The sequence below is a fragment of the Streptomyces sp. NBC_01431 genome, from assembly GCF_036231355.1.
Classification (GTDB): Bacteria; Actinomycetota; Actinomycetes; order Streptomycetales; family Streptomycetaceae; genus Streptomyces.
The window spans coordinates 4,660,053-4,685,884 of sequence record NZ_CP109496.1; the positions used below are offsets into that span (position 1 = coordinate 4,660,053).

General features: G+C 71.3%; 26 protein-coding genes. 11 read left to right on the top strand and 15 right to left on the bottom strand.

The window, feature by feature from the left end:
* Positions 1–2 precede the first annotated feature (2 nt).
* Together OG522_RS21525 and OG522_RS21530 are read left to right on the top strand one after the other, a co-directional pair.
* Positions 3–425, top strand: coding sequence for a Zn-ribbon domain-containing OB-fold protein (locus tag OG522_RS21525; protein ID WP_329464624.1), 423 nt, complete (start codon positions 3–5; stop codon positions 423–425).
* A gap of 8 nt (positions 426–433) precedes the next feature.
* Positions 434–991 (top strand): GNAT family N-acetyltransferase, encoded by a 558-nt coding sequence (locus OG522_RS21530; protein WP_329464625.1) that lies wholly within the window; start codon positions 434–436, stop codon positions 989–991.
* A gap of 114 nt (positions 992–1,105) precedes the next feature.
* Here OG522_RS21530 and OG522_RS21535 read toward each other — a convergent pair whose 3' ends face one another.
* The gene (locus OG522_RS21535) at positions 1,106–1,768 is read right to left on the bottom strand and encodes a pyridoxine/pyridoxamine 5'-phosphate oxidase (RefSeq protein WP_329464626.1); all 663 of its coding nucleotides are present in this window, start codon (positions 1,766–1,768) and stop codon (positions 1,106–1,108) included.
* 103 nt (positions 1,769–1,871) lie between these two features.
* Positions 1,872–3,056, bottom strand: a complete 1,185-nt coding sequence (locus OG522_RS21540) for a thiolase C-terminal domain-containing protein (protein ID WP_329464627.1) — start codon at positions 3,054–3,056, stop codon at positions 1,872–1,874.
* A 152-nt stretch (positions 3,057–3,208) separates the two neighbouring features.
* On the opposite strand from OG522_RS21540, the gene OG522_RS21545 reads away from it, so the two are divergent.
* Both OG522_RS21545 and OG522_RS21550 read left to right on the top strand, forming a co-directional pair.
* Positions 3,209–4,396 carry an acyl-CoA dehydrogenase family protein gene (locus OG522_RS21545; protein WP_329464628.1) on the top strand — a complete coding sequence of 396 codons (1,188 nt, stop codon included), beginning with the start codon at positions 3,209–3,211 and terminating at the stop codon, positions 4,394–4,396.
* Positions 4,393–4,890: a nitroreductase family deazaflavin-dependent oxidoreductase gene (locus OG522_RS21550; protein ID WP_329464629.1), complete on the top strand. Its 498-nt coding sequence runs from the start codon at positions 4,393–4,395 to the stop codon at positions 4,888–4,890. The genes OG522_RS21545 and OG522_RS21550 overlap by 4 nt, the downstream gene beginning before the upstream one ends.
* Before the next feature lie 119 nt (positions 4,891–5,009).
* Here the strand turns inward: OG522_RS21550 and OG522_RS21555 are convergent, their stop codons facing one another.
* Positions 5,010–5,657, bottom strand: coding sequence for a TetR family transcriptional regulator (locus OG522_RS21555; protein ID WP_329464630.1), 648 nt, complete (start codon positions 5,655–5,657; stop codon positions 5,010–5,012).
* A gap of 555 nt (positions 5,658–6,212) precedes the next feature.
* On the opposite strand from OG522_RS21555, the gene OG522_RS21560 reads away from it, so the two are divergent.
* The 3 genes from OG522_RS21560 to OG522_RS21570 all read left to right on the top strand — a co-directional run bounded on the left by OG522_RS21560 (position 6,213) and on the right by OG522_RS21570 (position 10,582).
* Entirely contained in the window at positions 6,213–7,010 is a 798-nt protein-coding gene (locus OG522_RS21560) for a VOC family protein (protein ID WP_329464631.1), read from the top strand.
* A 146-nt stretch (positions 7,011–7,156) separates the two neighbouring features.
* Positions 7,157–9,523, top strand: coding sequence for an outer membrane protein assembly factor BamB family protein (locus OG522_RS21565; RefSeq protein ID WP_329464632.1), 2,367 nt, complete (start codon positions 7,157–7,159; stop codon positions 9,521–9,523).
* A gap of 270 nt (positions 9,524–9,793) precedes the next feature.
* Positions 9,794–10,582, top strand: a complete 789-nt coding sequence (locus OG522_RS21570; RefSeq protein WP_329464633.1) for a putative protein N(5)-glutamine methyltransferase — start codon at positions 9,794–9,796, stop codon at positions 10,580–10,582.
* A gap of 398 nt (positions 10,583–10,980) precedes the next feature.
* Here the strand turns inward: OG522_RS21570 and OG522_RS21575 are convergent, their stop codons facing one another.
* The 4 genes from OG522_RS21575 to OG522_RS21590 form a co-directional block, all read right to left on the bottom strand.
* On the bottom strand, positions 10,981–11,229 hold the full coding sequence (locus OG522_RS21575) for a hypothetical protein (protein ID WP_329464634.1): 249 nt from the start codon (positions 11,227–11,229) through the stop codon (positions 10,981–10,983).
* Between the two features lie 36 nt (positions 11,230–11,265).
* Positions 11,266–11,751, bottom strand: coding sequence for a glycine-rich domain-containing protein (locus OG522_RS21580; protein WP_329464635.1), 486 nt, complete (start codon positions 11,749–11,751; stop codon positions 11,266–11,268).
* 336 nt (positions 11,752–12,087) lie between these two features.
* Positions 12,088–12,360 carry a DUF7848 domain-containing protein gene (locus OG522_RS21585; RefSeq protein WP_329464636.1) on the bottom strand — a complete coding sequence of 91 codons (273 nt, stop codon included), beginning with the start codon at positions 12,358–12,360 and terminating at the stop codon, positions 12,088–12,090.
* 196 nt (positions 12,361–12,556) lie between these two features.
* On the bottom strand, positions 12,557–12,748 hold the full coding sequence (locus OG522_RS21590; RefSeq protein ID WP_329464637.1) for a hypothetical protein: 192 nt from the start codon (positions 12,746–12,748) through the stop codon (positions 12,557–12,559).
* 178 nt (positions 12,749–12,926) lie between these two features.
* Here OG522_RS21590 and OG522_RS21595 point away from each other — a divergent pair, with 178 nt between their 5' ends.
* Positions 12,927–14,162 (top strand): helix-turn-helix transcriptional regulator, encoded by a 1,236-nt coding sequence (locus OG522_RS21595; protein WP_329464638.1) that lies wholly within the window; start codon positions 12,927–12,929, stop codon positions 14,160–14,162.
* 352 nt (positions 14,163–14,514) lie between these two features.
* On the opposite strand, the gene OG522_RS21600 is transcribed toward OG522_RS21595, so the two are convergent.
* From OG522_RS21600 to OG522_RS21610, 3 genes are read right to left on the bottom strand one after another with little or no spacing between them, the layout of a single operon-like run.
* Positions 14,515–15,288, bottom strand: a complete 774-nt coding sequence (locus tag OG522_RS21600) for an enoyl-CoA hydratase/isomerase family protein (protein ID WP_329464639.1) — start codon at positions 15,286–15,288, stop codon at positions 14,515–14,517.
* Positions 15,285–15,716 carry a Zn-ribbon domain-containing OB-fold protein gene (locus OG522_RS21605; protein ID WP_329464640.1) on the bottom strand — a complete coding sequence of 144 codons (432 nt, stop codon included), beginning with the start codon at positions 15,714–15,716 and terminating at the stop codon, positions 15,285–15,287. Before OG522_RS21605 ends, OG522_RS21600 begins: the two co-directional genes overlap by 4 nt.
* A 3-nt stretch (positions 15,717–15,719) precedes the next feature.
* Positions 15,720–16,868 carry a lipid-transfer protein gene (locus OG522_RS21610; protein ID WP_329464641.1) on the bottom strand — a complete coding sequence of 383 codons (1,149 nt, stop codon included), beginning with the start codon at positions 16,866–16,868 and terminating at the stop codon, positions 15,720–15,722.
* 141 nt (positions 16,869–17,009) lie between these two features.
* Here OG522_RS21610 and OG522_RS21615 point away from each other — a divergent pair, with 141 nt between their 5' ends.
* A complete protein-coding gene (locus tag OG522_RS21615; protein WP_329464642.1) occupies positions 17,010–18,617 on the top strand; it encodes a FadD3 family acyl-CoA ligase in 1,608 nt (535 codons plus the stop codon).
* Positions 18,614–18,904 (top strand): type II toxin-antitoxin system VapC family toxin, encoded by a 291-nt coding sequence (locus OG522_RS21620; protein ID WP_443074726.1) that lies wholly within the window; start codon positions 18,614–18,616, stop codon positions 18,902–18,904. The genes OG522_RS21615 and OG522_RS21620 overlap by 4 nt, the downstream gene beginning before the upstream one ends.
* A 97-nt stretch (positions 18,905–19,001) precedes the next feature.
* Here the strand turns inward: OG522_RS21620 and OG522_RS21625 are convergent, their stop codons facing one another.
* From OG522_RS21625 to OG522_RS21640, 4 genes are all read right to left on the bottom strand, one after another.
* On the bottom strand, positions 19,002–19,472 hold the full coding sequence (locus OG522_RS21625) for an SRPBCC family protein (RefSeq protein WP_329464643.1): 471 nt from the start codon (positions 19,470–19,472) through the stop codon (positions 19,002–19,004).
* 198 nt (positions 19,473–19,670) lie between these two features.
* Positions 19,671–19,853 (bottom strand): hypothetical protein, encoded by a 183-nt coding sequence (locus tag OG522_RS21630; RefSeq protein ID WP_329464644.1) that lies wholly within the window; start codon positions 19,851–19,853, stop codon positions 19,671–19,673.
* A gap of 181 nt (positions 19,854–20,034) precedes the next feature.
* On the bottom strand, positions 20,035–20,244 hold the full coding sequence (locus tag OG522_RS21635) for a hypothetical protein (RefSeq protein WP_329464645.1): 210 nt from the start codon (positions 20,242–20,244) through the stop codon (positions 20,035–20,037).
* 206 nt (positions 20,245–20,450) lie between these two features.
* Entirely contained in the window at positions 20,451–23,462 is a 3,012-nt protein-coding gene (locus OG522_RS21640) for an AfsR/SARP family transcriptional regulator (RefSeq protein ID WP_329464646.1), read from the bottom strand.
* A 240-nt stretch (positions 23,463–23,702) separates the two neighbouring features.
* On the opposite strand from OG522_RS21640, the gene OG522_RS21645 reads away from it, so the two are divergent.
* Positions 23,703–24,923 (top strand): amidohydrolase family protein, encoded by a 1,221-nt coding sequence (locus OG522_RS21645; protein ID WP_329464647.1) that lies wholly within the window; start codon positions 23,703–23,705, stop codon positions 24,921–24,923.
* Here OG522_RS21645 and OG522_RS21650 read toward each other — a convergent pair.
* Positions 24,920–25,597: a rhomboid family intramembrane serine protease gene (locus OG522_RS21650; RefSeq protein WP_329464648.1), complete on the bottom strand. Its 678-nt coding sequence runs from the start codon at positions 25,595–25,597 to the stop codon at positions 24,920–24,922. The two genes, OG522_RS21645 and OG522_RS21650, sit on opposite strands and share 4 nt — an antisense overlap.
* Positions 25,598–25,832: the final 235 nt, after the last annotated feature.

Consider the following 25,832-nt stretch of genomic DNA (forward strand, 5'->3'; position numbering starts at 1 on the left):
TCGTGACCGCGGCCACGCCCGAAGTGGATGCCTTCACCCGTACGTACTGGGAGGCGGCCGCCGAGGGGCGCCTCCTGATCCGCCACTGCGGCGGCTGCGACCGCCCGCACCACTACCCGCGCGAGTTCTGCCCGTACTGCTGGAGCGAGGACGTGCGATGGCGCGAGGCGAGCGGCCGCGCCACGCTCTACACCTGGTCGGTCGTCCACCGCAACGACCTCCCGCCGTTCGGCGAACGCGTGCCGTACGTCGCCGCCGTGGTGGACCTGGCCGAGGGCCCGCGCATGATGACCGAGGTGGTGGGGTGCGGGGAGTCGGTCCTGCGCATGGGGATGGACCTCTATGTGACGTTCCGCCCGGAGCCGGGCGCCGAGGCGCCCGCGATCCCGGTCTTCACTCCCGTCGCTCCTGCCGCGGGCGGTTGAATGGCGGCATGGATCTTCAGCTCATACCCGCCGACCTGCGAGGTCACGGTCTGCGGCTGCGCACCTGGCGCGACGATGACGTCCACGTCCTCCTGCGCGCGGTGACCGACCCGGAGTACCTGCGCTGGAACACCCACCCGTCCCCCGTCGAGGACGAGGCGGCCGTGGCGGAAATGCTGAGGGTGCGGGCGCTGGGGTGGGCGCGGGGCGAGTTCGCCACGTACTGCGTCACGGACGCGAACAGCGGCGCGGTGCTGGGCCAGGTGAGCCTCAACGCCATCGCCTGGCCCATGCGTCGCGCCCGGGTCGGTTACTGGACGCTCCCCGAAGCCAGAGGCCGCGGCGTGGCCGGCCACGCCCTGTCGCTGCTCACCCGCTGGGCCTTCGAGCAGGTCGGTCTGCACCGCCTCGAACTGGGCCACGCGGTGGGCCACGAGGCGTCCTGCCGCGTCGCGGAGCGCGGCGGCTACGCGGCGGAGGGCACACTGCGCGGCGCGATGTTCGAGGCGCAACGCAGGGACGCCTACCGCGACCAGCACCTGCACGCGAGGCTGTCCACGGACTAGGCCCGGCCTTTTGATGGGGGCCGAGGCGCTTGTCCACCATCGGTGCCTGCGCCGGGTCCCGGGGCCGGCGCACAGGCCGGGCCGCCCGAATCCGGAGGGCGGCTACGCCCCGGCTTAGGGCCACAGCAATTCGCGCACCCACCCGGTGGACCCGGGCCCCGCCTCCCTTCGGTACCGGAGCCGCACGTGCCGCCGCCGGGCTTCGCCCTGGAAGAACTCCACCGATTCCGGGGTCAGGACGTACCGGGTCCACGACGGAGCGGCCGTCGCCGGGGCCGCCGTGGCGCGTGCCCAGGCTTCTTCCGACGCCTGCTCCAACTCGCCATATTCCGGCAGTACTTCACTCATCCGCCCCACCAGCGCCGCCGCCAGCGCCCCCGTCGAGCGTGCGTGCAGGTCCGCCTGCGACGCCGCCTCCCCGGCCGGGGTGACACTTCCGCGTACCCGTACCTGGCGGCCCACCTTGGGCCAGTAGAAGCCCAGCGCGGCGCAGGGGTGGGTGGCCAGTTGGCGGCCCTTCGCGCTGGTGGCGTGCGTGGCGAAGTGCCAGCCGTCGGTGTCGGCGTCGTGCAGCATGAGCGTGCGTACGTCGGGCCGCCCCTGCGCGTCGACCGTCGCAAGGGACATCGTGTGCGGCTCGGGCTGACCCGCGCCCGCCGCATGCATCAGCCACTCCTGGAACAGGGGCAGGGGTGAGACCGGTGCCGCGTCCGGGTCGAAGTGCGGCAGCGGTACGTCCCAGACGCGCAGCGTATGCAGAAACTCGCTGAATTCCATGCCCCCATGGTCACCCCGCGTACCCGCGTACCTGCCCCGCAGCCCCCTCACCTCCTGCCCCATGTTCTCCCCACGTACCCGGAGACCGGCCCCGCAGCCCCCCTCACCCCCTCCCCAGCACCACCGTCCCCGAAGAGCAGAACCAGCCGCCCGTCCCCGACGCCACAGCCAGCTCCGGGAGGCTGCCGTCGCCTCTGCGTACCTGGCCCGCGCCCCCCTCGCCCCGCAGCTGGCGTACTGCTTCGACCAGGAGGAACAAGCCCCGCATGCCCGGATGGCAGGCGGACAGGCCGCCGCCGTCCGTGTTGACCGGGAGTTCGCCGTCCCGCAGCAGCCTGCCCTTCTCCACGAACGCGCCGCCCTCCCCCTTCGCACAGAACCCCAGGTCCTCCAGCGTCACCAGAGTCATGTACGTGAACGCGTCGTAGATCTCCGCCAGGTCGATGTCCGCCGGGCGCACCCCCGCCCGCTCGAAGGCGAGGCGGCCCGAGACCGCCGCCGGGGACACCGTGAAGTCCTCCCACTGCGACATCGTCGTGTGCGAGACCGAGGTCCCCGAACCCAGCACCCACACCGGCGACTTGGCGGTGTCCGGGACGTGCTCCTCGGCCGCCAGCAGCACCGCACACCCGCCGTCGGAGCGGATGCAGCAGTGCAGCTTCGTGAACGGGTCCGCGATCATCGGGCCGGACAGGACCTCCTCGACCGTGACCGGCTCGCGGAACATCGCGTCCGCATTGGTGGCCGCGTTCGCCCGCGCCTGCACCGCGACCTGCGCCAACTGCTCGATCGTGGTGCCGTATTCGTGCATGTGACGGCGCGCCGCCATCGCGTACTTGGCGATGAGCGTATGGCCGTACGGCACCTCGAACTGGAGCGGGCCCCGGCCACCGAAGGAGAGGTTCGAGGTGCGCCGGCGCGCCTTGATGTCGGCGCGTGCCGTCGACCCGTACACGAGGAGTACGGCGTTGGCGTGCCCGGCGGCGATCGCGTCGGCGGCGTGCGCTGCCATGACCTCCCAGGTGGCGCCCCCGACAGCCGTGGAGTCGACCCAGGTGGGTCGGAGCCCCAGGTACTCGGCGACCTCGACCGGCGCGAGCGTGCCCAGGCCCGCCGAACCGAAGCCGTCGATGACCTCGCGCGAGAGCCCGGAGTCGGCGAGCGCCCGCCGGGCCGCCTGGGCGTGCAGCGCGTACGGAGTCGCGTCGTCCACGCGTCCGGTGTCGGACAGCGCCACACCGACGACAGCGACCTTGCGGGGACGGTGAGTTGAGGGCGTAGATGACATGAATCTGACGGTACATCAGATTACTCGGAGGTCGTCAGGGCCTCCATCGGCTCCCAAACAACCGCCGCCGCACCCTGGGCATCTGCGCCCGCCAGTCCTAACATGACGCCCCGTCAGATCAGAGGCCCCGCCTCTGGGGGAGGAGCCCGACGATGGACGCAGCCTTCACCGCGGAGCAGGACGAGATCCGCCGCACCCTGCGCGAACTGCTCGCCAAACACTGTGGCCCGCACGACGTGAAGAACGCCGTCCGCACCCCGCTCGGCCACGACGGCGCGCTCTGGGACCGGCTCGCGACCGAGCTCGGCCTGCCCGGACTCGCCCTGCCCGAGGAGTACGGGGGAGCCGGTTGCACCACCACCGAACTCGCCCTGGCCTGCGAGGAGACCGGCCGCGCCCTGCTGCCCTCCCCGCTGCTCGCCACCGCCGCCCTCGCCGCCCCGCTCATCACCGCACTCGGCACCGACGCGCAGCGCAACGCCCTGCTCCCGCTCATCGCCCGCGGCGAGCGCACCGCCACCCTCGCCGTACCCGGCGCCGGCCTCGCCCTCGCCCTCGGTCTGACCGGCGCGAACACCGATGGCGCGTGGGCGGGCGGCGGCCGGGCCGGAGGCGTCCAGGCCAAGGGGGCGCCGGACGGCACATGGCGCCTTTACGGCGAGGCCGACCAGGTGCTCGACGGGCACAGCGCGGGCCTGCTGCTCGTCGCCGCGCACACCGGCGGCTTCGCCCGCAGCCGCACCCTGCTCTTCCTCGTCCCCGGCGACGCGGACGGCCTGCGGCGCACCCGCCGGACCACCCTGGACGAGACCAGGCCCCAGGCCCGCATCCAACTCCGTGACGTGCAAGGTGAGTTGCTCGGGGCTGACGACACGGTCGACATCTCCGGCGCACTCGGCGCCACGGGGCGCGGCGCCGCGGTCTGTCTCGCCGCCGAGGCCGTCGGCGCCGCCGCCGAAGCCCTTGACCGGACGGTCGCGTACGTCAAGGAGCGCGAGCAGTTCGGCCGGGCCATCGGCTCCTTCCAGGCGGTCAAGCACCGGCTCGCGGACCTGTACGTGCAGGTCCAGGCGGCGCGGTCGGCCGCCTACTACGCGGCCTGGGACCCCGGCGCGGGCGCTCTCGCGCTCGCCCAGGGCCTGGACGCGCTGCGCGCCACCGCCGCGGAGGCCGTCCAGCTGCACGGCGGCATCGGCTTCACCTGGGAGCACGAGGCGCACCTCTACTTCAAGCGGGCCGCCGCCGACGAACTGCTCTTCGGGCCGGTGCACCGGCTGCGCGGCCGCGCAGCCGAACAGGCCGGACTCTTCGACCCGGCCGCGGCCGAGGTGACGGCGTGAGCGCCGCCCCGGCCCGGACCGCACCAGGGGTGCGGCTCGTGCAGAAGGTGTCCTCGACGCGTGCGTTCGCGCGTCTCGCCCCGCACTTCGTCCCGGCGATGGACCGCGCCGTACACCGCCTCACCCGGGGCCGGGTCATCCTCAGTGCGCGGATGCTGCCCGGTGTCGTGCTGACCGCGCGCGGCGCCAAGTCCGGGATCACGCGCACCACTCCGCTCGCCTGCATGCCGGAGGAGACCGGCACCTGGCTGCTGATCGGCTCCAACTTCGGCCGGCCCGGCCACCCCGCCTGGACCGCCAACCTGCTCGCCCATCCGGACGCGAAGATCAGCTGGAAGGGCCGGGACATCGCGGTACGGGCCCGGCTACTGGCGGGGGAGGAGCGGGCCGAGGCCTGGCGGGCCGCCCTCGACTTCTGGCCCCCGTACGCCACTTACCAGGCCCGGATCGAGCGGGAGATCCGGCTCTTCAGGCTCGAACCACGCGCCACCTGAGGGCGCCGCGGGGCGCCGCGGGGCGCGGACACGGGAACGCCGGCGGCGCCCACCCCGCTTGTGGGGTGAACCGCCGCCGGCGCGACAGGACTTGGATATATCGGCCGACGTGCCCCTGCCTACTTCGTCGGCTTCTTGCCCGTGATGCCGAGGTGGACCAACAGGGCGAGGTTCGGCCTGAGTTCGGCCTGCTTCACGCCCCAGGTCTGGAAGCCCTTCTGGTGCGAGGCCACCGACGCCAGCATCGCGACGAGCGAGCCCGCCATCGCCGCCGGACTGACGTCCTTGTCGACCTTGCCCTTGGCCTGGAGTTCGGAGACCGCGTCCGTAAGGGAGTTGGTGACCGAGTTCAGGATCTTCATACGGATCTTGTAGAAGCGTTTGTCGCCCTCGGCCGCGCCCAGATCGACGACCCGCAGGATCGCGTCGTTCTTGCGCCAGAAGTCGAGGAAGCCCTCCACGAGCTCCTCCGCCGTCTGCCAGCCCGCCCGGCCGACCCAGGAGCGGCCCTCGACCAGGGAGGTCAACCCGGCGCCCTCCTTGGCCATTTCCTCCGCGACCTCCAGGACAGCGCCCTCGACGTCGGGGAAGTACTGGTAGAAGGTCGCGGGTGAAGTACCCGCCTTCCGCGCCACATCGATGACTTTTACGTCCCGGTACGGCGAGGAGCTGAGCATTTCACTGAGGCAGTCGAGCAGCTTCTGCCGTGTCGCCTGGCCGCGTCGGCCGGCCACTCGGCCGTCGACGGTGCGTACTTGTCCTGTCATGCCGTCAGCTTACCGAGGGGTGATCGGAGCGCGATTCGGCCGAGTGCAAATGGGGGCCCGGGGACGATACGCCCTGATCGGCGCGGGTCGCGGCAGCCGCGGGTGACTGTGGCCGGGGGCGGGCGCCACAGCCGTTCGTCGGTCGCTGGTCGCTGGTCGCTGGCCGCCGGTCGCTGGTCGCTGGCCGCTGGTGCCCCGGTCCGTCGGTCGTCGGTGGCCGGTGTCCCGGTACGCCCGCCTCCGGTCGCCAGTTGCCAGTGCCCCGGTCCGTCGGTCGTCGGTGGTCGGCCGCCGATCGGCGGCCGACCACCGACCCCTTCGCCGCCGACGGGGGCGAAGGGGTCGGCCACTCGAATGGTGTTATCAACAACCTGTGGGCAACTTTGGTGGACAGGCCAAGCGGGACTTGGGTCGACGCCCCTCCCGTCGCAGAAATCTGGCCATATGTTCGAATTGCGAGGCCGCGCCGGACGTGATGGGTCGTTAGTTTGACCCCGGGACGGCTCCACGACGGGGCACCCCAGGGACGGGGCACCTCAGGAAGGAATCAGTCGCATGGGCGGATATCCGGAAGGCGCGCCGTGTTGGGCCGACGCCTCGCTGTCCGATCTGGCGGCAGGCAAGCGGTTCTACGGGGAGCTCCTCGGCTGGACCTTCGACGAGGACACCCCCGCGCGGCACGGGCACTACACCAGCGCGTACAAGGACGGGAAGCGCGTCGCGGCCCTCCAGCCCAAGCGGGACGGCCGGATGCCGACCACCTGGACCGTCTACTTCGCCACCCCCGACGCCCGCGCGCTCGCCTCCCGGATCCGGGAGGCCGGCGGACAGGTGATCACCGACCCGCTGCCGGTTCCGCCGCACGGCACGATGGCGGTCGCCGCCGACCCGGGCGGCGCGGTCTTCGGGCTCTGGCAGGCCGACGCGCACACCGGCTTCGAGCTCACCCGGGAACCCGGCTCGTTCTGCTGGACCGAGGTCTACACCCGCGACAAGGACCAGGCCGACGCGTTCTACGAGTCCGTCTTCGGCTACCTGGGCGGCAGTGCGGGCAGCCCCGACGAGCTGGGCGCCGACATCCGCACCTGGTCGCTGCCGGGGACCGAACCCGGCCCCGGCACCGCCGTCGGCGCCCGCAGCCTCATGTCCCCGGCCTTCCCCGCGGTCCTGCCCGACCACTTCCTCGTGTACTTCCGCGTCGAGGACTGCGACGCGAGCGCCGCCGCCTGCACCCGCCTGGGCGGCCGGGTCACCGCGGAACCGTTCGACATTCGATACGGGCGGATGGCGGTCCTCAACGACAACCAGGGCGCCACCTTCGCAATCCTGGGGGGACAGCCGGTCGGCAACTGACCGAGGTGTCCCGGATAGGGATGAGACATCCCGTTCTGTACCCGGGTTGGCCACCAGCCACCTCCGGCAGGAAGAATCGGGGTGCCGCGTGAGACGCTGCACGGGGCCGAATTCACGCAGGGCCCGTACGGGGAGGTGGCAGGCAAGTGGAGCAGCTGACGCAGCACGACCCGAGGCGGATCGGTCCGTTCGAGGTCCTTGGTCGGCTCGGGGCGGGCGGCATGGGCCTTGTCTATCTGGCGCGCTCGGCCTCCGGCCGCCGCGTCGCGATCAAGACGGTGCGCACCGAGCTCGCCGAGGACCAGCTCTTCCGGGTCCGCTTCACGCGCGAGGTGGAGGCGGCCCGAGCGGTGAGCGGTTTCTACACCGCCGCCGTGGTCGACGCCGATCCGCGCGCCGCGGTGCCGTGGCTGGCCACCGCGTACGTACCGGCGCCCTCCCTCGAAGAAATAGTGAATGAGTGCGGGCCGCTCCCGGCCCAGGCGGTGCGCTGGCTCGCCGCCGGTATCGCCGAGGCCCTCCAGTCCATCCACGGCGCCGGTCTCGTGCACCGCGACCTGAAGCCGTCCAACGTCCTCGTGGTCGAGGACGGGCCGCGGGTGATCGACTTCGGTATCGCGTCAGGGGTCTCCAACACCCGCCTGACCATGACGAACGTGGCTGTGGGCACCCCCGCCTACATGTCGCCCGAGCAGGCCAAGGACTCCCGCAGCGTGACCGGCGCGAGCGATGTGTTCTCGCTCGGCTCCACGCTGGTCTTCGCGGCCACCGGCCACGCGCCCTTCCACGGCGCGAACCCCGTCGAGACCGTTTTCATGCTGCTGCGCGAGGGCCCGGACGTCAGCGGCCTTCCCGACGAGCTGCGTCCGCTCATCGAGTCCTGCATGCAGATGGAGCACCCGAACCGGCCGTCCCCCGAGGACCTCCAGGCCCAGCTCGCGCCGCACCTCTTCGCGTCCGGCTCGGACGACAGCGGTACGGCGTCGGCCTGGCTGCCGCCCCGCTCGGTCGCGATGATCGAGCAGCGCAGGGGCGGCGGCCGCATGCAGGCCGTCGCCCAGTCCGTCGACCCCTCGCCGAGTTCGTCCCCGCGTTCCAGCAGGGGCGGCGGCCCTGCGGCGCCGCCCCGCCCGGCCGAGCCGCCGTACGTCGCGCGGCACGGCGCCGCGCCCGTCACCCATCCACCCCGCCAGGCGGAGGAGCCCGTCCGGCTGCCCGGCGCCAAGGTCCCCATCGGTCCGGGCCCGCGGGCCGACGCCGCCCGCGTCTCCGTCGACGCCGGGCCCACCACCGGCTGGGTGCGCAGGCCCGCCGCCCCCGTCGTCACCAACGGCGCGCTGGCCGCGCCCGTACCGCCGCCCGCGCACCCGCCGGAGACCCCGGGCCGCTGGCGCCCCTGGCGGTTCCGCATGTCGAACGACGTGTGGGGCACCCCCGCCGTCGCCGGCGACCTGCTGTACGTCACCTCCTTCGAGGTGCATGCCCTCGACGTGGCCAGTGGCCGCCGCCAGTTCAAGACGCGGGACGTCGCCTGGGCGATGGCCATCGAGTCCGGCCGTATCCACGCCTCCGACGGCCCCACCCTGTACGCCCTTGACGCCGCCGACGGCGGCGAGCTGTGGCGGCTGCCCACCGACGCCTGGGTGTACTCCCTGAAGGCCGACCGCGGCACCATCGTCACCGGCACCCGCGGTGGCGGCGTCCAGGCCTGGGAGGCGGCCAACGGCGAGAAGCTGTGGGAGCTCTCCGGCGCCCAGAGCGACTTCGAGACCCCCGAGGCCGGGCCCTCGATCCACGACGGAACGGTCTACGTCTGGCAGGACGCCCGGCTGCGCGCCCTGGACGCCCGCAGCGGTGTCGAGCGCTGGTCCTACCCGGTCGGCGACGCGGCGTCCTGCGGCGGCGTCCCGGTGCGGGTCGCGCCCGCGCCCGACGGCTACGTCTACGTCTCGGCGGGCACCCGCGTCCTGGCCATCGACATCGCCTCCGGCCACGTCCGCTGGCACTTCGAGGCGCCCGCCGCCTTCCTGTGCCCGCCGACGTTCGCACCGGGCCCGGCGGTGGCCGGCGGCGGCGTGTACCTCGCCGACTACCTCGGCACCGTGTACGCCCTGGACGCGGCGACCGGCAAGGACCGCTGGCGCATCGCCACCGAGTCCCGCCAGTCCGTCGAGCCGGTCCTGGTGGCCGACGGCAACGTCCACGTGGGCAGCGGCAACGCGCTCTACACCCTGGACGCGGTGACCTCGACCCCCAAGTGGCGCTTCGCGGCGGGCGGCGAGGTGGTGGGCACCCCGGTCGTCGCCGACGGCCGCATCCACTTCGGCTCGGCCGACCACTGCCTCTACACCCTGGACGCGGCGGGCGGCCAGCTCCGCTGGAAGCTCGCCACCGGCGGCGAGATCACCGGCTCGCCGGTGGCCCGCGGAGGCGTCGTGTACGCGTGCAGCAAGGACCGCTGCGTGTACGCGCTGGACGCGGTGAAGGGGACCGCCACTTCCGGATCCCGCTAGTGCCGTGCGGCGCGCGGCCCGGTTCGCTGGTTGCCCCGGGCGGCGTGGCCCCGATTCGCTGCGGGCCGTGCGTAGCTGATCGCGCAGTTCCTCGCGCCCCTTGTGTGGGCCGCCGCCCTGGTTCGCTGCGGGCCGTGTGTGGCTGGTCGCGCAGTTCCTCGCGCCCCCTTCTGGGGCGCGCCACCCTGGAAGAGGTGTGGGATGTGCGTTGCTGGTCGTGTAGTTTCCGCGCTCCTTCTTGGGGCGGTACCCCGAAAGGTCTTGTCCCGTATGGCAGTTGAGGCGCTCTCCCCTTCCGTCGTCATCGGCCGGTTGCGGGCCGCCGGGTGCGTATTCGCCGAGGACGAGGCGGAGTTGCTCCTCGCCACGGCCGAAGACCCCGCCGAACTCGCCGCGATGGTGGAGCGGAGGGCGTCCGGACTACCCCTCGAACACGTCCTGGGCTGGGCCGGGTTCCACGGTCTTCGGGTGGCCGTGGACCCCGGGGTCTTCGTCCCGCGCCGACGCACCGAATTCCTCGTCCAGCAGGCGCTGGCGCTCACGGACACCACCGCCCCGGTCGTCGTCGTGGACCTGTGCTGCGGTTCGGGCGCGCTCGGCGCCGCGCTCGCCTCCGCGCTGCCGAACGCGGAACTGCACGCCGCCGACATCGATCCCGCCGCGGTGCGCTGCGCCCGCCGCAACCTGGCGCCGCTCGGCGGGCACGTCTACGAGGGCGACCTGTTCGCCCCCCTCCCGCCGTCGCTGCGCGGCCGGGTCTCCATCCTGGCCGCGAACGTCCCGTACGTACCCTCCGACGAGGTGGGTCTGCTGCCCGCGGAGGCCCGCGAGCACGAGCCGCTGGTCGCCCTGGACGGCGGCTCGGACGGCCTCGACGTCATGCGCCGCGTCGCCCTGGAAGCCCCGCACTGGCTCGCTCCGGGAGGCACGCTGCTCGTGGAGACCAGCGAGCGACAGGTGCCGGGGGCGCTGGAAGCGATGTCAGCGGGCGGCCTGCGGGCCACCCTGGTGACCTCGCAGGAGCTGTACGCGAACGTGGTGACCGGCGCACGCGACTGACCCCCTGCCGGACCCCGTGAGGCCCGTGACGGCCGTCGTACCAGGCACGGAAGGGGCTCCGGACGGCGGCCGTCGCTCCCAGGAGAGCGAGGATCGAGCCGAGGACGTACGGACCTCGCCGACCCTCCTTCCAAATAGCTCTCGCTGCCGACGCTACGCCCGCCAAGAACCCCCCGCGACCCGTGAGCCGACCCGGTGGGGGGCGAGGAACTGCGCGACCAGCCCCGCACGGCCGGTAGCCGAAGGATAGGCCTTTCAGGGGCGCGGGGGAGTGTGCGGCTTAAAGAGCCACAGATCAACTGACGAGTGCCGGGCCTGTCCCGAGATCTGGGAAACCGCTGGTCAGACAGCAAAAGACCCCGGTCAGCGCTCGGGGGAACGCCAACCGGGGCCGGAGGTCAGTCTTTGGACGGGATCACGAAGCCTCTCCGTGCGCTGACCGCTGCACTTGGCAGGGGGCCCTGCACGATCTTCGCGAGTACGGACGCTACGGCATCAGCCTTGATGGGTTTCCGGGTCACAGGATCGGCGATGTCGAACACGCCCCAATCCCCAGCCGCGTTGTTCGGGTCTACCGGCGCGACCACCCAGGAAAGCCCCAGCCGCCTGAGTGTGGCGTCCACCTTGCGGGCCTTTTCCGCGTCCATCGGCTCACCTTCCGTCGTACGTTCCGGGCAGCCTAGCTATTCGCCGTCGCCCCCACCGTGCGTTGCGCAGTTGCCGGGGTTAATCGGCCCGCAGCCTCCCGGTACCGGAGTGTGGGAGCAGTCCGCGGCCACGCCGACAAGGGTCTTGGTCGGGCCCGTCCACAGCTCTGCGTCTACGGTGAACCCTGCTTGCTCGATCAGTGCCACTGTGCGGGTCAGGACGTCCGGATCGTGCCTCTCGGGCCCCGGGCGCTCGGGGAAGTGGTTCACGAAATGCCCCAGCCCCTCACAAAGCTTGGCGTACAACTGCGTGTGGAGGATCAGCGCGTGCCAACCCTCGTCCACCACCTTGGACGGTTGGATGTACACGGTCGGGAACTGCGCTGCCGCAGCAACGTACTTGAGTGCTTCCGTCACGATGCGCTCAGCCGTAGCCTCGTCCATGTCGGGGTTGTTGTCCGTGACCGTTGCGGCCACGCCCTCGAACGCGGCAGGGGTCAGTAATGCGCGTGCGTCTTGCATGTGCGTGCCTCCCTGTTGTGGATGGGAGCCCGCCCCGACCGTTCGAGCTGTCCAAGGTCTATCGGTCGGGGCGGACGCTTGCCCCGCTGTCCGCGTTGGACCTCATATCACGACGCAGACAGCGGGAGTTGAACCCGACCCTCAGCAAGGGCGGGACCGCTGCCACGTCCGCCTGCCATCCGTAGCAGGGGCGGACCGGTGCAAGCCTCACCGAGGGCCGGGGGTCTTAGAGGCGGCCCGTCACGGCCCATACGAGAAGGACGACGGGCAGTGCCCAGCCGATGACGGCCATGAACACACCGGCCACGCGTCCGAGTGAAGTCGCTAACCGAGGGTTCATACCGTCACCCGCGCAACGCGCGCCGGTTGAAGCTGGTCAGTGGGCAGGAGTTCAGCGAAGTCGTCGAAGCTGCGCCGGAAGTGGCGGTGTCCGGTCTGCCGCATGTGATCGCGCATCCAGTCGTCCACTTCATCGGCGCTCAGGTGCTTGCCGGACGTGGCGGTGCAGTATCGCTCTTCGCCGGATACGCATCGTGCGCGGTATTCGGGTTCAACGGTGAGGTCCTGTCTGGTGGTCCACTTCTCGTACCGCAGGATGCTGGGGGTCATCGCTTCCTCTTGTTGGCGCTGAGCGTCGGATCAACGGTTGGCTTGTCTCGGTGACGGGGGCACCGACACGGCGGGTAAGCCATGGAGCCGGGCGGAAGGTCGGCGCCGTCCGCTCCGCCGTCCTTCGCGACCAGGAGCACGCCGTCGACAGCGCGGGCCGACATGAGCCGGGTGAGCGCTTTCCGCGCGCTGCTGCTCACGAGATCAGCCGTTCCAGTGCAGCGAGCACGGTGGGAAGGTCCACGTGGTCCCGGTGGGCGAAGCCGCCGCGTGGTCGCCAGTAGGGCAGCGCCCAGGGGCCGAACACCCTTATGAGCGCCACCAGCTCAGCTGCGTCGGGATGAAGCCCGCGTGCGGGTGCTGTGCTCTCGGCTCCGTCAGTGCTCATCCTGATCACTCCTCCGCCCGTCGTGCCGTGGCACTGACAGGGAACCGGGTCGGAGGCAGGGTGCCCACGGCAGAAAGGCCGCAGTCCGGCCGCATTTCTGCCCGCACAAGGCCGCATTGGGGCCGCACTGGCTACGCTGAACTGGGCGGACGGCAGGTGATCAGAAAGGACGGGCCCGATGGTGAAGCGGGAGCGGTTTGCCGCGCGGCGCAAAGCGTGTGGCTACAGCCAAGAGCGCCTTGCAGAACTCCTGAGAGTCGATCGCTCAACGGTGCAGCGGTGGGAAAGCGGTGAGGTTGAGCCACAGCCATGGCAGAGGCCAAAACTGGCTAAGGCGTTCCGGATTTCCGGCAAAGAGCTTGATGCGCTTCTCATTCCAGAGATTTGCACTCCCAAGTTGGTGGTCAATGAGTGGCAGACGCTACCTGTCCCCACGACTGATGATGAGTTTGAAGCACTGGAGTTGTCCAGGCGTGCACAGGCTAGTGATGTCGGCGCGGGGATGCTGAACAGGCTAGAAAGTGCCTTCGATGATTTGGCCACTAAGTACCCCGTTACTCCACCACGGGAGTTGTTGGAACGTGTGCGGCGCCACTCATCCTATGTCGCCCACCTAATGGATGCCCGCATGACTCTCAGCGAACATCGTCGCCTGTTGGTGGTCGGCGGCTGGTTCCAGCTCCTAGGGGCCACACTGCATATCGACCTTAACCAGGAATATGCGGCGACTGCGCGTCTCCAAACCGCTGCAACGCTCGCAGCGGAAGCCGGGCACCCCGAAATTACGGCATGGTGCTATGAGACCGACGCATGGTGCGTCTTGACTGAGGGCGATTACGCTCACGCACTAGAGTTGTCGCGAATTGCTCAAGGCTACGCGCCTGCCGGAAGCTCAGTTGCCATTCAAGCTACAGCGCAAGAGGGGCGAGCTAGTGCACGCCTAGGTGACGCAAAACTGACTTATGCGGCGATTGAGAAAGTGCAGCGCATGTCGGCTTCTCTGGAACAGCGAAAGGGAGTGGAGCACCACTATCAATACGATCCCGGAAAGCAGCTCGCGTACACAGCTACTACTCTGGCATGGCTGGGTGATCCGGCGGCAGAAACCTATGCGCGCGAAGTGATTTCGCTCCTTTCGCCCGGAGATGACATTCACAAATGGCCACGCCGAGTAGCATCTGCCAACATTGATTTGGCTCTCACCTTGCTAAGTGGTAATCGACTTGATGAAGCCTGCGATGCAGCACAGAAGGCAATCCTCTCCGGTCGTGTCGTCCCGTCGAACCATTGGCGTGCGCTTGAAGTCGTCAACGCTGTTGAGTCGCGGCAACTGCCGGAAGCCTCAGACTTGCGAGAGGCGTACCAAGGAATGAAAGCGTTGGCTATCGAAAGCGGAACAGCATCCGACTCGTAGCCTGCCCGTGGTTGGTGAAAAGCAAAAGCCCCCGCAGCCACCGCTGACGCCGTTGGCCTGGTCGGCGACGAACAGCACCCGCCACCCAGGTGACAGCGCGAACGCCCGGCATGCGTCCGTCTGAGACTTGATCGACGTACTCAGGTCGTCGGCCCGGCTCAGACGGACGTAGATGATGCAGGTGGGCTTACGGCGTTGGCGCGGGAGCGTAGTGGTGTTCATGCGGTCCCCGTGGTGAGTTTGTGAACTCACCCGGGTGGACCGTTAGGTCAGAACCACGGGGAACTGCGCGCTCAGCCCCCCCACGGCCGGCAGCCGAATACCCGCCCACCCCCCGGAGCACCGGCGGAGCTCACCGCACTCGAAAGTCCCCGGAGCGCCGAGCGGCGAACAGGTCGGCCTGGCGCTCCGGCGGCAGGTTCCCCAGGGACACGAGGTGCGGGGCCAGCGTGAAGGCGCGGGCAAGCGCCCCCTCCCGCGCCGCCCACACCGACCGCACCGTGCCCTGCACGGCCTCCGTCGGATACCCCGCGATCGTCTCCGCGCACCGCAGCGCCGACGCCAACTCCCCGCCAGGAGCGGCGAGTTCGCTCACGAGCCCCACCTCGTACGCCCGCCGCGCCGACATCCGCTCCGCCGTGCCCATCAGCGCCAGCCTCGCCGCTTCCCCGTACGGCATCCGCAGCGCCAGGTACATCGACTCGTAAGCGCTGACCATCCCGTACGTCGTGTGCGGGTCGAAGAACGTCGCGTCCTCGGCGGCGACCACGAACTCCGCCTCGCCCAGCAGATAGAACGCCCCGCCGCAGGCCATCCCGCGCACCGCGGCGATCACCGGCTTCCACAGGTCGTTGGCCTTCGGGCCGATCGCGATCAGTGGATCGTCGGTCGAGTACGGCGACGAGGGCTGCGGCACCTGGGCCCAGCGGTCGATCCCGGTGCAGAACGCCCGCTCCCCGGCCCCGGTGACCACGATCGCCCGTACCGAGTCGTCGGACCTGAACTCGCGCCACGCAGTGGACAGTTGGGTCGCCGTCTCCAGGTCCACCGCGTTCAGGCGCTCCGGCCGGTTCAGGGTGACGACCGCGACGCCGGTTTCCTCGTCGCGTTCCACCAGGACGCTCACGCGCGCTCCAGGAGCCAGCGCGGCACGGTGATCCCGTCGGTCTCGGTGAACGCGACCTGCACGCGCGCCCCGATCCTGAGCCGGGCCGGGTCCACCGAGTCGAGTGGGGCGTCCGGCTCGGCGACCACATTGCCGACCAGGCGGATCAGCGGATCCTCGGCGAGCTCCACGATCACCGCGTTGTACGGGGCCTGCGCGGCGTAGTCGGGCAGCAGCGGGGGATGCGGGAAGACGTACGACCAGATGCGGCCGCGGCCCGACACCCGCCGCCACTCGCTGTCGAAGGACTGGCAGTGCGGGCAGCACGGCCGGGGCGGGAAGCGCAGCCGGCCGCAGTCGGGTGCGGCGCAGGCCTGGATGCGGAGTTCGCCACGGGCCGCGTACTCCCAGAAGGGGGCGCCGTCGTCGTCCACCACGGGTGTCAGCATCTCTCAGCTCCTCAGCAGCAGGGCGGAGGTGGGAACCCCCTCGCCCGCGGTGACCAGGCAGGTGGCGGCGTCGGGGACCTGGGCGGTGCTCGTGCCGCGTAGTTGCTTCACGCCCTCGTTGATGAGGTTGAACCCGTGGACGTAGGCCTCGCTGAGGCCGCCGCCCCCGGTGTTGATGGGCAGCCGCCCGCCGATCTCCAGGGCGCCGCCCTCGGTGAACGCGGCCCCTTCGCCGCGCCCGCAGAAGCCGTAGCCTTCAAGGGAGAGCGGGATGAGCGGGGTGAACGCGTCGTAGATCTGGGCCACGTCGACGTCTTGGGGGCCGAAGTCGGCCTGCTTCCACAGGTGCCGGGCGGCCGTCCAGGCGGGACCGGTCAGCGGGTCGTCGTTCCAGTAGTTGACCATGCCGTGGTGCTGGGCGGGCAGACCCTGGGCGGCGGAGTGGACGTACACCGGCTTCTGCCGGCAGTCGCGCGCCCGCTCGGCGGAGACCACGACGCACGCCAACGCCCCGTCCGTCTCAAGGCAGTTGTCGAAGAGGCAGAGCGGTTCGCTGATCCAGCGGGAGGTCATGTACATCTCGCGGGTCAGCGGGCGCTCGTACATGATCGCGGCGGGGTTCTGGTTGGCGCGGTTGCGGCAGGCGAGGGCGACGTTGAAGAGGTGGTCACGAGTGGCGCCGTACTCGTGGAGATAGCGGCGGGCCAGCATGCCGATCTCGTCGGCGGGCCGCAGCAGGCCGAAGGGGCGCGTCCACTGCGCGGGCGTCGGAAGCTGAACCGCCGTGTTCTTCCAGGGCCTTGGGCCGCTGCCGCGCTTCCTGGACCGCCAGGCGATGCCGACGCTCGCCTGTCCGGTGGCGATCGCGGAGGCCAGGTGGGCGACGGTGGCGCAGGAACCCCCGCCGCCGTACCCGACCTTGCTGAAGAAGGTCACGTCGCCCGCCCCGATGGACTTGGCGACTTCCACCTCGTCGGTCTCCTCCATCGTGTACGAGGCGAACGCGTCAACCTCCGACGGGCTGATCCCCGCGTCGTGCAGGGCGGCGAGGATCGCCCGGCACGCCAACGTCTTCTCGGATTCGGGGAGTTGCTTGGCGAAGGCGGTCTGCCCGATCCCGACTATGGCTGTCGCGTCCTTCAGGGCGGCCATGGCCCCACCTCCACGAGCGTCACCAGTACTGACAGCGGAGGAGGCTACAGCTAATCTGACGGATAGTCAGCTATGGAGTGTCCCCTGCTCGAAGAGAGTTGCGGGCCCGGGACGGCGGAGGGGCTTTCGATGGGGCTTGCGATGCGCGGAGACCTGGAGTGGGGCACGATCGCGAAGCTGGTGCGCGACGCCGCCGCGCGGTACGGCGAGCGGGAGGCCGTCGTGGAGGGCCGCGCCCGGATCTCGTACGGGGAACTCGGTGAGCGCGTCGAACGCGCGGCGGGGGCGTGCATCGCGGCGGGTGTCGCGCCCGGCGACCGGGTGGCGGTGTGGGCGCCCAACACCACGGACTGGATCGTCTCGGCGCTCGGCGCGGTGACGGCGGGCGCGGTCCTCGTGCCGCTCAACACGCGGTTCAAGGGCGCGGAGGCGGCGTACGTCCTCGAACGCAGCCGCGCGAAGCTACTGTTCGTGACGGGTACGTTCCTGGGCACCTCCTACGTCGCCTCGCTGCGCCGCGCCACGGCCAACGGCAGCGGCCCCGGCCCGCTGCCCTCGCTCCCGCACCTGGAGCAGGTGGTGGTCCTCTCCGACGACGCGCCCGGCGACTTCCGTACCTGGAAGGACTTCCTGGCCGGTGGGGAAGAAGTCTCCGGGACGGAGGTCAGGGCGCGCGCGGACGCGATCGCGTCCGATGCCGCCTGCGACATCATCTTCACCTCGGGCACCACCGGCCGCCCCAAGGGCGCGGTGATCACCCACGCGCAGACGCTGCGCGGCTATGCCGTCTGGTCGGAGCTCGCGGGCCTGCGCGAGGGCGACCGCTACCTGATCGTGAACCCGTTCTTCCACACCTTCGGCTACAAGGCGGGCATCATCGCGTGCCTCATGCGGGGCGCGACGATGGTGCCGCAGCCGGTGTTCGACATCGACATCGCGCTCGCCAACATCGCCTCCGAACGCATCTCGGTCCTGCCGGGACCGCCCACCCTGCACCAGTCCCTGCTTGACCACCCGGCCCGCGACCAGCACGACCTGAGCGCGCTGCGGCTGGTGGTGACGGGCGCGGCGGTCGTCCCGCTGCGCCTGGTCGAACGCCTTCGGGGCGAGCTGGGCGTGGCCACCGTACTGACCGCGTACGGCCTGTCCGAGGCGAGCGGCATCGTCACGATGTGCCGGCGCGGCGACCCGGCGGAGGTCATCGCCTCGACCTCGGGCCGCGCGATACCGGGCACGGAGGTACGCGTCCGTGCCGAGCCGGGCGAGCCGGGCGAGATCCTGGTACGCGGCTTCAACGTCATGCGGGGCTACTTCGAGGACGAGGCGGAGACGGCGGGGGCGATCGACCCACAGGGCTGGCTGCGCACCGGCGACATCGGGGTCCTGGACGCGGCGGGCAACCTCCGCATCACCGACCGGATCAAGGACATGTTCATCGTCGGCGGCTTCAACGCCTACCCGGCGGAGATCGAGCAACTCCTGTGCCTGCACCCGGAGGTGGCCGACGCGGCGGTGATCGGCATCCCGGACGCGCGCCTGGGCGAGGTGGGCAAGGCGTACGTGGTCCGCCGCCCCCGCTCGGTCCTGACGGCGCACGACCTGATCGCCTGGTCCCGCCGCGAGATGGCGAACTACAAGGTGCCGAGGGAAGTCGAATTCCTGGCGGAACTGCCGAGGAACGCGAGCGGGAAGGCGGTGAAGGGAGAGCTGAGGCGACGCCCCCGCCCTCGCGCCGACGGCCTTGAGTGACCCCGCCCGGCGTGTACGTCAGTGCCGTGTCGCCGTGGGAGATCGCCATCAATCAGTCGCTCGGGAAGCTCGACGGGCCACAGGATCTGGCGGAGCGGGTGCGCGACAGCCAGTTCACCGGCCTGCCCATCACCGCGGGGCACGGGGTGCGAGCGGGGCGCCTTCCTGCGCACCACCGTGATCCGTTCGACCGGATCCTGGTTGCCCAGGCACAGATCGAAGGCATGACCTTGGTGACGCGTGACAAGTGGATTCCGCAGTATGAGGTACCGGTGATGCTCGCGTGATGGTGAGGGGGCGGTTTCGCGGCGTCGTCCGTGCATGACCTCGACCGCGTACCGCCCTCTCGGCCGGAGCGAACCCGCGGCATGGCGCAACCGCCCGCTACCGGGCGCGCCCACGACCGGCGGTGGCCGGGCGCGCTGTGAGTGCTCGGTCGGCCGTGGCCAGGATGTTGGCGAAGGCGTGGGCGATGAGGGGCTTGGCGAGGCGGGTGAGGGCGGCGCCGAAGGGGGCGCGGACCTCGAACCTGGTCGTCCAGACGACCTCCGTGCCGCCGTCGACCTCCGTGAAGGTCATGCGGCCGAACTCGTGCCGGGACGCCGGAACGCTGCGCTCGACGGTGTAGTCGAAGCCGTGCGGCGCGTCGTAGGCGGTGATCCGCTCGCGGAAGTAGCCGATCGTCCACGTGTGCAGCCGGACCGCGCCCACTCCGTACGGCGCCCCCGCGCCCGGCCGGGCCAGGCGGGCCTTGAGGATGTACGGGGAGCGGGTGTAGTTGGTGCTCGTGGCGCACCAGTCGAACACGTCGGTGATCGGCGCTGCGATGACGCGTCGTACGGTCAAGGTCTCCATGGTTCGTCCCCTTCTCCTGGCCGAAGTGGCGCGGTGCGGTGACCGCGCTCGACAAGTGGACGGACCGCAGGCCCGGGGTGTGACATCGCTGATTGTGAGCCCCGTCGCATGGGTGCGGCGGTCACCTGGAGGGTGGAGCCGCACCTGCCCGGCGGCGGCCCCCCCCGGTCCGGAGTGCGAGACGGGAGCGTCCGTCGCTCAGGTGGCGTGGATGTCCTGAGGGGTGATCACCGTGGCATGGATGTCCTGGGCGATCACGTCGGCCGGTGAGGCCAGGGCCGGGGTCGCGGTGGCCGGGGAAGCCAGGGCCGGGGTCGTGGCGGTGAGGGCGGCCGATATGGCGACGGCGAGCGTGGCGAGCACGCGAGTGGTGCGGGTCATGGCAACTCCAGGTGCGGGGCGGGGTGTTGGACGTGCGCGGCGGCGGTGCCGGCCGTGGACAATGATCGCCGGTCCCGGTGGCGGGGCGGCGGGGGGTCGCTGGAACCGGCCGACTCCGGACATGCCGCGGCCGCGACGGCTCCCCTCCGCGCCGTCGCGGCCGTCCCCCGCTCAGAAGGAGCTACTTGATGGGCTCCGAAGTGGCGTGGACATCGTTCGGTGAGGCTTCCCCGGCCACCGTGGCGTGTACGTCCAGCGGCTTGATGGTGCCGTCGTTCCCGGCGGCCGTGGCGTGTACGTCCAGCGGCTTGACCGTGCCGTCGTCGCCCACGGCGGTCGCGTGGACGTCCAGCGGCTTGATGACCGGGTCGGTGCTCTTGATGTCGCCCATGGTGTATCTCTCCCGTTGGCCGTGCTGTCGTGATGGATGAGACCCGTCCGGCCGCTCCCCCGTGGGCTTCCGGACGGGTCTCTCAGGGCCGCTCAGAGTAGTACCGCGGCCGTTCGCCCTCCCGCTTGCCCCCCGGCGCCACGGAACGACTAAGTAGGAGAATGCCGGGTGGCGATAAACGAACGATGAACGTGCTGTCCCAGCCCCTATGCGGCGCGCACGGGGGCCAGCAGCGCTCGGACGGCGTCGGCCTCCGGCGCTCCCAGCCCCTCGAACAGCTCCAGCGACTCCCGCCAGCAGACCTGCGCCCGGCCGGTCTGTCCTATGGCGGCCAGCGCCTGTCCGAGGACCGTCAGGACGTTCCCGCGCCGCCAGTCACCGCCTATGCCGCGCAGCCGGGTCAGCGCCATCTCCGCGTTCGCCGCGGCCTGCGCGGGCCGTCGGGCCGCGACGTCGACCTCGGCGAGGCGGAACAGCGCCATGCCCTCCCACAGGTGCTGGCGGCTGTCCCGGAAGACGTCCAGGGCCTCCTGGAGCCGCAGCACCGCCTCGGCGTGCTGCCCGTTCTTCGCTAGGGCCAGGCCCAGCGCGTAGCGGGCGTTGGCGCCCCGCAGCGAGTTGCCGAGCCCGTCGTATATGGCGATCCCGCTCTTCGCGAGCGCAACCGCGCTGGCCGTACGGCCCATGGCGAGGTGGATGCGCGACAGGTTGCACAGGGCGCTGGCCTCACCGGGGCGGTCGTCGCTCCCGGAGTAGTTCTCGATCGCCGTGGTCAGGTGCTTCTCACCCTCCTCGTACCGGTTCTGGTAGAGGGCGATGACCCCGCGAATGTTGGGGGCCCAGCAGCCGGGAACGGGGTCCCCGGCGATCTCGGCCAGCCGCATTCCCTCGGCGGCCTCCCGGTCCGCCTGGTCGAAACTGCCCGCGGTGTGCCGGGCGTTGGCGAGCGCGGTCAGGGCACGCCCCTCCGCCCGTACGTCCCCGCAGGCGCGGGCGGACACCTGGAGCGCCGAGCCGGTGGCCACGTACTCCTTGGAGTTGGTGCCCGACTCGGCGAGGTCGAGGGCGGTCCACAGCAGGTCGGCGGCCCGGCGCAGCGACTCCGGGCGGTCCGCGACCTGGCGTACGCACGCGAGCAGCGGGATGGCCTCCGCGTACAGCCAGTCCTGCGCGGCATGGCGGTCGGCGAACGGCAGCCCCTCGCGCCCGGTCGGCTCCAGATGGTCCACCAGACGGTCCCCGGGACGCTCCAGGGCGTACACCCGCGCCGCCGTCGCCAGATAGAAGTCGAGGAGCCGGGACATCGCCAACTCCCGCTCCACCGGCGGCTGTTCGTCGCGCTCGGCGCAAGAACGCGCGTAGAGCCGCACCAGGTCGTGGTAGCGGTAGCGGCCCGGCGCCGCGGATTCGAGCAGGGAGGTGTCCACCAGGGACTCCAGGAGGTCCTCGGTCTCCTGGAGCGGGAGGTCGAGGACGGCGGCCGCGGCGGCCAGCGAGATGTCGGGGCCGTCGGGCAGGCCGAGCAGGCGGAAGGCGCGGGCCTGGGCGGGCTCCAGCTGGCCGTAGCCGAGCTCGAAGGTGGCCTTCACCGCGAGGTCGCCGGCCTGGAGCTCGTCCAGGCGGCGGCGCTCGTCGGCGAGCTTCGCCGCGAGCACCGACACCGTCCAGGTGCGGCGCGAGGCGAGGCGGGAGGCGGCGATGCGGATGGCGAGCGGGAGGAAGCCGCAGGCGGCCACCACGTCGAGGGCCGCCTCGCGTTCGGCGCCCACCCGCTCCTCGCCGACGATCCTGGTGAACAGCTGGAGCGCCTCGTCGGGAGACATCACGTCCAGGTCGACCAGGTGCGCGCCGACCAGGTCGACCATCCGGATCCGGCTGGTGACGAGCGCCGCGCAGCCCGCGGTGCCCGGCAGCAGCGGCCGGATCTGGGCGGCGTCGCGGGCGTTGTCGAGCAGTACGAGCACCCGGCGGCCGTCGAGGGTCGAACGGAACAGGGCCGCGCGCTCCTCCATCGAGTCGGGGATCGCCGAGTCCGCGGTGCCGAGGGCGCGCAGGAAGGCGCCGAGCACCGTCTCGGCCTCGGCGGCCCGCGCGCCCGCGCCCTGGAGGTCGACGTACAGCTGGCCGTCCGGGAAGTGCGGGCGGGCCGCGTGGGCCACGTGCACCGCGAGGGTGGTCTTGCCGACGCCTCCGATGCCGGCCAGCGCGGAGACCGCCATCACGGTCGTCTCGGCCTGGGCCAGCCGCGAGGTCAGCTCCCGCACGAAGGAGGCGCGGCCCGTGAAGTCCGGTACGGATGCGGGCAGTTGCGCCGGGCGGACCGGTGCCGTGAAGGTCGCCGCGGTCTCCGCGGGCGGCCGGGCCAGATCCTCGTCGGCCTGGAGGATGCGCTGCTGGAGACGGGCGAGTTCGGGCCGCGGGTCGACGCCGAGCTCGTCGGAGAGCAGCCGCCGGGTGTCCGCGTACACCGCGAGCGCCTCGGCCTGGCGTCCGCTGCGGTACAGCGCCAGCATCAGCAGTTCACGAAGGCGTTCGCGCAGCGGGTGGGCGGCGGTCAGCGCGGTCAGCTCGGAGACGGCCTCCGCGTGGCAGCCCGCCTCCAGGTCCATGTCCAGGCGCGCCTCGGTGAGCTGGAGGCGCCATTCGGCGAGGCGGGTGCGCTGGGTGTCGGCGTACGGGCCCGGCACGTTGGCGAGCGGTTCGCCGTCCCAGTGGGCGAGCGCACTGTTGAGCAGGTCGCGGGCCCGGCCCTGGTCGCCGCCGGCCCGCGCCTTCTCGGCGCCGGTGGCCAGCTCCTGGGCACCGGTCAGGTCGAGGGTGGCGGCCGTGGCGCGGATCGCGTAGCCGCCGGACTCGCTGGCCAGGACCCCCGGGCCGAGGACCTTGCGCAGCCGGGAGGCGTAGGTGCGCAGTGCGGCCAGCGCCTGCGAGGGCGGTTCCTCGCCCCAGATGGCGTCGATGAGTTCGCCCGCCGTGGCGGTGCGGCCGTCGCGCAGCAACAGTGCTGCGAGCAGGGCGCGCTGCTGCGGGGAACCGGACGGCAGGGCCTGACCGCCCCGCCAGGCCCGAACGGGTCCGAGTACGCCGAAGCGGAGCCCGGCCCCCGGTGCCTGGGGGTCGTGCTCGGCCGCCTCCTGGGCGAGGTGCTCCGTCGCGCGCTGCGGCGTCGGTTGCGGAGCGCGCTGCTCCGGTACGCGCGGCCCGCCGTCACGGTCCATAGCTGCCCCCTGTACCCCCGTACTCCTGGTGTGCCCCCGCCAGTCTGCCCTGTCCGGAGGGGTCGCGTCAGCAGCGGGTGACGCTCTGCACAAGGCCTCGACACATGCACTTCACACCTAACGCAAGCGCCGGCGGGGCGAGCCGGTAGGCACCGACCGGCCGGTTTGCCGCCAACAGCGGGCCGAGAACTGGTCCGCGACTAGCTGACGGATCGTCAGATTCGGTCTACCGTGGACGGCATGGAGACCTTCCCGAAGATCATCTCGGTGGACGACCACACGGTTGAGCCCCCCAACGTCTGGCGGGACCGGCTCCCGTCCAGGTTCCGCGACACCGGACCGCGCGTCGTGCGGGCCCCCCTGAAGGAAATGACCTTCCTGGGCGGGAAGTTCGCTCCGATCATGGGCGCGCGGGGCGACGACGGACCGATCGGTGACTGGTGGGTGTACGAAGATCTGCACCGACCCCTCACCCGGCTCGACACCGCCGTCGGCTACGACCGGGACGAGATCAAGCTCGAAGTCATCACCTACGAGCAGATGCGCAAGGGCTCGTTCAGCGTGCCCGAACGGCTCGCCGACATGGACGTCAACCACGTCCAGTCCGCCCTGTGCTTCCCGACCTTCCCGCGTTTTTGCGGCCAGACCTTCACCGAGGCCAAGGACCGCGAACTGGGGCTGCTCTCGGTGCGGGCGTACAACGACTGGATGGTGGAGGAGTGGTGCGGCCCCGAGGCGCACGGCCGGCTCATCCCGCTCACCCTCATCCCGTTGTGGGACGCCGAGCTCGCGGCCGCCGAGGTGCGCCGCAACGCGGCGCGCGGGGTGCGCGCGGTGGCCTTCTCGGAGATACCCCCGCACCTCGGCCTGCCCTCCATCCACACGGACTACTGGGATCCCTTCCTCGCCGCCTGCGACGAGACCGGCACGGTGGTGGCGATGCACATCGGGTCGTCCTCGAAGATGCCCTCGACGTCCGCCGACGCACCGCCCGCCGTCGGCTCCACCATCACCTTCGCCAACTGCTGCTTCTCGATGGTCGATTGGCTGATGAGCGGCAAGTTCGAGCGCTTCCCCAACCTGAGGATCATGTACGCCGAGGGCCAGATCGGCTGGATCCCGTACGTCCTGGAACGCGCGGACGTGGTCTGGGAGGAGAACCGCGGCTGGGGCGGCGTCGCCGACAAGGTCCACCGCCCGCCGTCCGAACTCTTCGCGGAGCACGTCTTCGGCTGCTTCTTCGACGACGCGTTCGGGCTGCGCAACCTGGACGCCATCGGGGCGGGGAACGTCCTGTACGAGACCGACTACCCGCACTCCGACTCCACCTGGCCCAAGTCCAAGGAGGTCGGCGAGGCGCAGATGGGGCATCTGGCGCCGGACGTGGTGGACCGGATCGTCCGGGGCAACGCGATCGGGCTGCTGGGACTCACGGGCGAGGGGCTGTGGCCGGGGCGCTAGCCCGCCGCCCGGCTTTCCCACGGGCGGGGTTGGTGCCCGGGGACGACCAGCACGGCAACCGCGCCGATCACGCAGCCGGTCAGGACGCCCACGCCGTGGTTGTTGCTCAGCGCGCACAGGATGAGCCCGGCGACCGGGACGAGGAGGGGCAGGAGCCGGGCGGCGGGCGTCGCGGCGCGCAGCGTCCGTGCGACGGCGAGCGCGCCGACCAGGCCGCACAGGGCCACCGAGTCGCCGCCGCCGGTCACGCTCCAGCCCGCCATGCTCACCGCCTGGGCCGCGACCCCGCTCACCAGGAACACCAGCGGCATCAGGACCGGCCCGAGCAGCCGCTGGGCGACCGGGGCGACGACCACCGCCGCCGCCAGGTTGAAGGTCAGTTGGGGCCAGCCGGAGGTCTGCACAAGGAGTGCGGTCACCGCCCGCCACCAGGGTGCGCCGGGCTCGCGCTGGAGGTGATCCATGACGGAGGGGGCCACGGTCTGCACGACGGCCATCGCGGCCATCGCGGCGATCACCGCTACCGCGGCCCACGGCACCGGGCGCCGCCACAGGATGCGCAGCAGTTCGACGGGGCTGACGCGGCGGCCGCCGGCCTCAGCCTGGATGATCTTTGTGCCGGGCACCACGACGGCTGCCGCGCAGCAGTAGAGGATCACCATGTGGAGGGTCATGGCCCCAGGCTGCCAGGGCCGAGGGCCGGTCGGCAGGGAGGGGTGTGGTGAGCGGACGGTGACATTCGTCCCGGCCGCCGAAGCGCCGGACCGCCGGACCCCTGGGCGGTGACGCGTGTCCCAGCCGCCGAACCGCGCGCCGCTGTTGAGGTCGGCTTGCCCCGGTGTCATTAGTCAGGCCGGAACGCCCGCCGCGCACCCCTTGCCTGACGATACGTCAGCTACGACGATGGGT

Excerpts from the sequence above, each read along its gene's own strand:
- OG522_RS21530 (WP_329464625.1), top strand. The coding sequence starts at position 434 with ATGGATCTTCAGCTCATACCCGCCGACCTGCGAGGTCACGGTCTGCGG.
- OG522_RS21535 (WP_329464626.1), bottom strand. The coding sequence starts at position 1,768 with ATGGAATTCAGCGAGTTTCTGCATACGCTGCGCGTCTGGGACGTACCG.
- OG522_RS21540 (WP_329464627.1), bottom strand. The coding sequence starts at position 3,056 with ATGTCATCTACGCCCTCAACTCACCGTCCCCGCAAGGTCGCTGTCGTC.
- OG522_RS21545 (WP_329464628.1), top strand. The coding sequence starts at position 3,209 with ATGGACGCAGCCTTCACCGCGGAGCAGGACGAGATCCGCCGCACCCTG.
- OG522_RS21555 (WP_329464630.1), bottom strand. The coding sequence starts at position 5,657 with ATGACAGGACAAGTACGCACCGTCGACGGCCGAGTGGCCGGCCGACGC.
- OG522_RS21560 (WP_329464631.1), top strand. The coding sequence starts at position 6,213 with ATGGGCGGATATCCGGAAGGCGCGCCGTGTTGGGCCGACGCCTCGCTG.
- OG522_RS21570 (WP_329464633.1), top strand. The coding sequence starts at position 9,794 with ATGGCAGTTGAGGCGCTCTCCCCTTCCGTCGTCATCGGCCGGTTGCGG.
- OG522_RS21575 (WP_329464634.1), bottom strand. The coding sequence starts at position 11,229 with ATGGACGCGGAAAAGGCCCGCAAGGTGGACGCCACACTCAGGCGGCTG.
- OG522_RS21580 (WP_329464635.1), bottom strand. The coding sequence starts at position 11,751 with ATGCAAGACGCACGCGCATTACTGACCCCTGCCGCGTTCGAGGGCGTG.
- OG522_RS21585 (WP_329464636.1), bottom strand. The coding sequence starts at position 12,360 with ATGACCCCCAGCATCCTGCGGTACGAGAAGTGGACCACCAGACAGGAC.
- OG522_RS21590 (WP_329464637.1), bottom strand. The coding sequence starts at position 12,748 with ATGAGCACTGACGGAGCCGAGAGCACAGCACCCGCACGCGGGCTTCAT.
- OG522_RS21595 (WP_329464638.1), top strand. The coding sequence starts at position 12,927 with ATGGTGAAGCGGGAGCGGTTTGCCGCGCGGCGCAAAGCGTGTGGCTAC.
- OG522_RS21605 (WP_329464640.1), bottom strand. The coding sequence starts at position 15,716 with ATGCTGACACCCGTGGTGGACGACGACGGCGCCCCCTTCTGGGAGTAC.
- OG522_RS21610 (WP_329464641.1), bottom strand. The coding sequence starts at position 16,868 with ATGGCCGCCCTGAAGGACGCGACAGCCATAGTCGGGATCGGGCAGACC.
- OG522_RS21615 (WP_329464642.1), top strand. The coding sequence starts at position 17,010 with ATGCGCGGAGACCTGGAGTGGGGCACGATCGCGAAGCTGGTGCGCGAC.
- OG522_RS21625 (WP_329464643.1), bottom strand. The coding sequence starts at position 19,472 with ATGGAGACCTTGACCGTACGACGCGTCATCGCAGCGCCGATCACCGAC.
- OG522_RS21630 (WP_329464644.1), bottom strand. The coding sequence starts at position 19,853 with ATGACCCGCACCACTCGCGTGCTCGCCACGCTCGCCGTCGCCATATCG.
- OG522_RS21635 (WP_329464645.1), bottom strand. The coding sequence starts at position 20,244 with ATGGGCGACATCAAGAGCACCGACCCGGTCATCAAGCCGCTGGACGTC.
- OG522_RS21640 (WP_329464646.1), bottom strand. The coding sequence starts at position 23,462 with ATGGACCGTGACGGCGGGCCGCGCGTACCGGAGCAGCGCGCTCCGCAA.
- OG522_RS21645 (WP_329464647.1), top strand. The coding sequence starts at position 23,703 with ATGGAGACCTTCCCGAAGATCATCTCGGTGGACGACCACACGGTTGAG.
- OG522_RS21650 (WP_329464648.1), bottom strand. The coding sequence starts at position 25,597 with ATGACCCTCCACATGGTGATCCTCTACTGCTGCGCGGCAGCCGTCGTG.